The 5,616-nt window shown below is 65.4% G+C and carries 5 protein-coding genes; 1 reads left to right on the forward strand and 4 read right to left on the reverse strand.

Features of this window, described 5'->3' with window-relative positions; genetic code table 11:
• The 4 genes from JHC81_RS13505 to JHC81_RS13520 all read right to left on the reverse strand — a co-directional run.
• On the reverse strand, positions 1–416 hold a 416-nt coding region (locus JHC81_RS13505; RefSeq protein WP_292175533.1), incomplete at its 3' end, for a GAF domain-containing protein.
• Between the two features lie 116 nt (positions 417–532).
• Positions 533–1,000, reverse strand: a complete 468-nt coding sequence (locus tag JHC81_RS13510) for a YcgN family cysteine cluster protein (RefSeq protein WP_292175534.1) — start codon at positions 998–1,000, stop codon at positions 533–535.
• Positions 1,001–1,022: 22 nt separating this feature from the next.
• The gene (locus tag JHC81_RS13515; RefSeq protein ID WP_292175535.1) at positions 1,023–1,388 is read right to left on the reverse strand and encodes a response regulator; all 366 of its coding nucleotides are present in this window, start codon (positions 1,386–1,388) and stop codon (positions 1,023–1,025) included.
• Between the two features lie 76 nt (positions 1,389–1,464).
• Positions 1,465–3,855 (reverse strand): PAS domain-containing protein, encoded by a 2,391-nt coding sequence (locus tag JHC81_RS13520; protein WP_292175536.1) that lies wholly within the window; start codon positions 3,853–3,855, stop codon positions 1,465–1,467.
• Between the two features lie 194 nt (positions 3,856–4,049).
• Here JHC81_RS13520 and JHC81_RS13525 point away from each other — a divergent pair.
• Positions 4,050–5,616 (forward strand): ABC-F family ATP-binding cassette domain-containing protein (locus tag JHC81_RS13525; protein ID WP_292175538.1); only part of this gene is annotated, 1,567 nt, incomplete at its 3' end.

Below are 5,616 nucleotides of genomic sequence, written 5' to 3' on the forward strand. Positions count from 1 at the left end.
GCCGTCTGCTCGGCCGCCTTGCGCAGCAATCCGGCCATATCCAGCTCGTGGCTGACCAGACCGGCCACCTTGCGCAGGATCTCGATCTGCGCCTCCGTCGGGGCAGGACGTGGCGCGTGGTCCATCACGCCGATCGCCCCGACCGGCGCGCCCGCCGCATTCACGACCGTGACGCCGACATAGGATCTCAGGAACGGCTCGCCCGTCACCATCGGATGGTTCATGACGCGCGTGTCCGTCAGCCCGTCCTCAACGACGAACAAGCCTTGCGGGCCCATGCCCATCAACAGGTCCGTGATCGTCTGCTGGCGCGGTAGCCGCAGGTCCTTCTCGCCGACATTGACGCGGAACAGCGCCTGGTCGCCATCGATGACCGAGACCATCGCATAGGGCATGTCGAAGATGGCGCTGGCCATGCTCGTCAACCGATCGAGCGGTCGCTCCAGGTTCAGCGCCTCGGCTGTCTGTCTACGGAGCGTGGCACGCGAGCTGGGCATGATCGAACCCTGACACGCAAACGACGAAATATTGGTTAGCGACCGGGCGTTACGCCACGCTCCTCATTCCACTCCATCGCCTCATAGGCCAGGGCGTCCTCCGGCTCGTCCAGTTCCAGCTCGCTGATGGTCTGTCCCCGGACCGACACCCCCGCCGCATGCACGGTTTCGCGACTGCCCGAGACCAGAGGATGCCAGTCCGCCAGTCCCCGCCCCTCGTGGATGCGCCGGTATCCGCACGACTTGGGCATCCACTTCAGCGCCCCGACATTGCCGGGTGTCAGCTGGATACAGTCCGGCACCTGGGCCTTGCGGTTCGCATAGTCGGTGCAGGTGCAGCTGCCGGAATCGAACAGCTTGCAGTGGACCTTGGTCGGAAACACCTCGCCGGTGTCTTCGTCCTCGAACCGGATCAGGCAGCACAGCCCGCACCCGTCGCACAGGCTCTCCCACTCGGCGGGCGTCATCTGCGCCAGGGTCTTGGTCTGCCAGAAGGGCGTCATGCGCGCCGCTATAGGCTCTGGATCAGGTCCGCACCAAGGCTTTCCTGACCCGCTCCACCAAGGTTTCCGGCAGGAACGGCTTCACCACATAGCCGATACAGCCCCGCTCGCGCGCAGCAGCCACCGTCGACATCTCCCTGTCGGCGGTCATCATGACGACCGGCACCTTCACATACAGTCGTCGCATGTGATCCAGCAGGTCCAGGCCGCTCATGTTGGGCATGTGGATGTCCAGCAGCACCAGATCGAACCGCACCCGCTTCAGTAAGTCGAGAGCCGCTGTGCCAGACGCAACGGGCGCTACGGAATAGCCCGCACCGGTCAGAATCCGATCCGCCAAATCGCGGATCATGGCGTCATCCTCGACGATCAATATCGATCCAGGCATGCCGCCCTCTCCTCACTCAACTCAAGCGACACGACAATGATCCGGGTCATCTGGTGGTTTGCGGCGACATACGAACCTAAAGCGGCACCGTATGCAGGGCGCGATCCTGATCGGCGAAAAAGTCTTCGCCACAGGCCTCGGTCGGGATTTCGAACCAGAAGGTCGATCCTTGCCCCGGCGAACTCTGTACCCCCACCGATCCGTCCATCATCTCGATCAGGCGTCTGGAAATCGCCAGGCCCAGTCCGGTTCCACCATACTGTCGCGTAGTCGAGGTATCGGCCTGGCTGAAGCGCTGGAACAACCGGGCGCTCTGCTCGCCGGTCAGGCCGATGCCGGTGTCCTTGACCTCCACCCGCAGCCGCCCGGCGTCAAAGCGCATATCCAGCCGAATGCTGCCGGCTTCGGTGAACTTCACGGCATTCGACAGGAAGTTCAGCAGGATCTGCTTCAGCCTGCCTTCGTCGGCCATAACGCTTTGCGGAACGGCATCATCAACGCGGATCTGGATATCCAGACCCTTGGTGTCAGCCTGCGGCGTCACGATCGCCGCAGCATCGACCGCCAGTTGGCGCGGCTGCATGGGTGCAGGCTCCAGTACGACGCCGCCGGCCTCAAGCCTCGAGTAGTCCAGAATATCATTGATGACCGCCAGCAAGGCCTGACTGGACATCGCGATTCTGTCCGCGAACAGCCGCTCCGTTTCTCCCAGCGCCTCGGTCTGCTGCAGCAGGCCCGAATAGCCGATCACGCTGGTCAGCGGAGTCCTCAACTCATGGCTCATATTGGCCAGGAACTCCGACTTGGCTTCAGCTGCCGCTTCCGCGGCCTCCTTTGCACGTGTCAGCGCGTCTTCAAGCGCCTTGGCCGCAGTCACGTCGCGAACCGTGTCTTGGATCTCGACCGGTTCTCCCTGCGCATTCCACACCGCAGTCGGATGTGCCTCCAGCCAGACCCAGTCTCCAGCCTTGCTCAGACCGCGATAGCGTATATGCGGCGAAGGCGCTCGACTTCCAGCGGCCAGATAGGCCCGGTAGGCCAGCCTCAGCGCCTCCTGATCGTCTGGATGGATGATATCCCACGTCCTGGTGCCCAACAGTTCCTGCGGCATCCACCCCAGCACGCCCTGCAGCGCCGGCGACAGATAGGTGAAGGTGCCATCCAGCTCGAAGATGGCGATGATGTCGCTGGTGTGCTCGGCCAGGGCGCGGAACCGCTGCTCGCTGGCTGCAACCTCCAGGTGCTGGCGCTCGCTGTCGGTGATGTCCTGAAAGATGCCGAAAAGGGCCGTGATCTGCCCCGCCTCGTTCCTCTGCACCTGCCCCTGTGTGCGGACCCTGCGTTCGTCACCATCCGAACGGATCAGCCTCAGCGTCAGAGGTTGCGCCTCGCCGGACTCGAGGGCACGCGCCACCCAGTCCCGGATCAGGGGCCGATCATCAGGGTGATAGAAGTCCACCGCGTCGTCATAGGCTGGATCGAAACTTCCCGGCTCCACGCCGTGGATACGATAGACCTGCTCGGACCAGGTTACGCGCGGACCGTCCGCCACATCCAGCCGCCAGCTGCCCAGCTCGGCGACGCTCTCGGCCAGGCTCAGCACGCCAATCCGCGCCTCGTCCTCGCGTCGCTCGCGCGCCCGCTCGGCCAGGACCGATGCGACCGGCAAGGTGGTGAACACCAGTACAGCCAGGAAAAGCTGCTGGACCATTGCGCGCTGATCCAGCCCTCCATCCACCAGCGCCAGCGGTCCCGTTCCGGCGACCACAGCGGCCAGCGATGCCGCCGCCGAGATCAGCAGCGCGACCGAAGCCGACCCTGGCCCGCAACGGAATGCGATCAGGATTAGGACCGGCGGCACCAGAAACAGCAACGGAAAGCGCGTCTGGAGAAACACGATCGCCAGCGTCACCAAGAGCGTGCCTGCCAGCAGCGCGCGCCGCCCTGTCGTCGCGCAGCCATCTCGCCACGTCTGCGCCGATGCCGCCAGCAGGAGCGGCGGCGTGATCATCAGCAGCCCCAAGGCATCGGCGACGAACCACTGTACGAGGCTTGGCATCAGCGGCTCGCCGTAACCCATCGCCAGTGTACCTGCGGCGATGATGGACGAGGCGATCGGAGCTACACCACCCGCCAGCCAGCCGAACCGGAAAAGATCCTGAATGCGACCTAGATCGACCGACCGGTCGCCCCGGGTCAGCAACGCCGTCGCCAGTGCGACCTCGACGATATTGGCCAGGGCCAGACCGAAAGCGACGGGTGCAACGTCGCCCATCGTCAGGTTGATCCCGACGGCCCCGAGCATAGCGCCCCCCATCAGCGCCCCACGCTCCTGGCGGGGACGCAGGAGCACCATTGCCAGCAAGGCACCATTGGCCGGCCAGATCGCAGCCAGTCGCCCGGCCTCGCGAGCGAATGAAAGGCTCAGCAGGGCCAGGACGCCAAAGACAATGGCACCGACCGCCACTGCGATCAGACTTCTGGGTGATAAGCCTGAAAGTCTTCGGCGAAGTTCGACGGTCAAAGCTGTGCCTTCTGTTCAGTCGGCATGTTGCTGACCGGCCACGAAAAACCGGTTAACACAGCGGTGTCCTTCGCTGATCGCAATACCCCCGGCGCGGCGATGGCCTTGCTGCACTGCGCACTCTATACGCCCCACGCATGGCCCCCCGATCTTCTGCTCGCCCCCCTCTCGTCGCCCTCAAGTCCGTCCGCCTGCAGGATGGTCAACGCCCCCTGTTCGAGGGGGTCGATCTGGCCGTGGAGCCGCGCAGCCGTGCCGCTCTGGTTGGTCGCAACGGGGCCGGCAAGTCGACCCTGATGAAGATGGTCATGGGCCTGATCGAGGCCGATGAGGGCGATCGCTCGGTCCAGGCCGGCGTCCGCTTCGCCTATGTGCCCCAGGAGCCGGACATTCAGGGCGAGACGCTGCTGGACTATGCGTCCTCGGGCGGAGCCGAGCGCTGGACCGCCGAGAGCTGGCTGACCACTTTCGGCCTCAACCCCGAGAAGTCGACGCAAGGGTTGTCGGGCGGCGAGACCCGCCGCGCCGCCCTGGCCAAGGCCTTTGCCGAAGAGCCCGACCTGCTGCTGCTGGACGAGCCGACCAACCATCTGGACATCCTGGCCATCGAGCTGTTGGAAGAGGAACTGCTCTCCGCCCGGTTCGCCATCCTGGTGGTCAGCCACGACCGCGCCTTTCTGAACCGCGTCACCAATGTCGTCCACTGGCTGGAAGGGCGCCGCGTCCGCTCCCTGAACAAGGGCTTCGCCGCCTTCGACGAATGGTCCACCAAGGTCCAGGAGGAAGAGGCCCAGTCCCTGCAGCGTCTGACCAAGACGATCGAGCGCGAGACCGAGACCTTCTACCGCTCCATCACCGCCCGCCGCACCCGCAACGAGGGCCGCGCGCGCTCGCTGGATGCCCTGCGCGCCGACCGCGCCGAGCGGATGAAGGACAGCCCGCGCGAGCTGAACCTGGGTGTCGATTCCGGCGCCACCTCCGGCAAGCTGGTGGCCGAGCTGAAAGGGGTGTCCAAGACCTTCGGCGACCGTCCCGTCATCAAACCCTTCACCACCCGCGTCATCCGCGGCGACCGCCTGGCCATCGTCGGACCCAATGGCGCGGGCAAGACCACCCTGGTCAAGATCCTGCTGGGCGAGCTGGCGCCCGACGAAGGCACGGTGCGGCTCGGGGCCAATCTGGAGCCCGTCTATCTGGACCAGTCGCGCGAGGGCCTGCGCTCGGACATGACCCTGTGGGATTCCCTGACGCCCGGCGGGGGTGACAGCATTCTGGTGCGCGGCGTCCCCAAACATGTCGCCGCCTATGCCAAGGACTTCCTGTTCCAGGAGGGTCAGCTGCGCCAGCCGATCTCGACCCTGTCGGGGGGCGAACGCAACCGCCTGCTGCTGGCGCGCGCCCTGGCCAAGCCCGCCAACATGCTGGTCCTCGACGAGCCGACCAACGACCTGGACATGGACACGCTCGACAAGCTGGAAGAGCTGCTGGAAAGCTATGACGGCACGCTGATCCTGGTCAGCCACGACCGCGACTTCGTCGACCGCCTGGCCACCTCGACCATCGCCATGAACGGGCGCGGCGACATCGTTGAGACGCCCGGCGGCTGGACCGACTTCATCCGCCAGAACCCCGGCTTCCTGAAGCCCGGTGCCAACCCCCGCCCGCAGGACAAGGCCGCCGCCGATGATCGTGTCGCCGCCGACG

The sequence above is a fragment of the Brevundimonas sp. genome, assembly GCF_016463295.1.
GTDB lineage: Bacteria > Pseudomonadota > Alphaproteobacteria > Caulobacterales > Caulobacteraceae > Brevundimonas.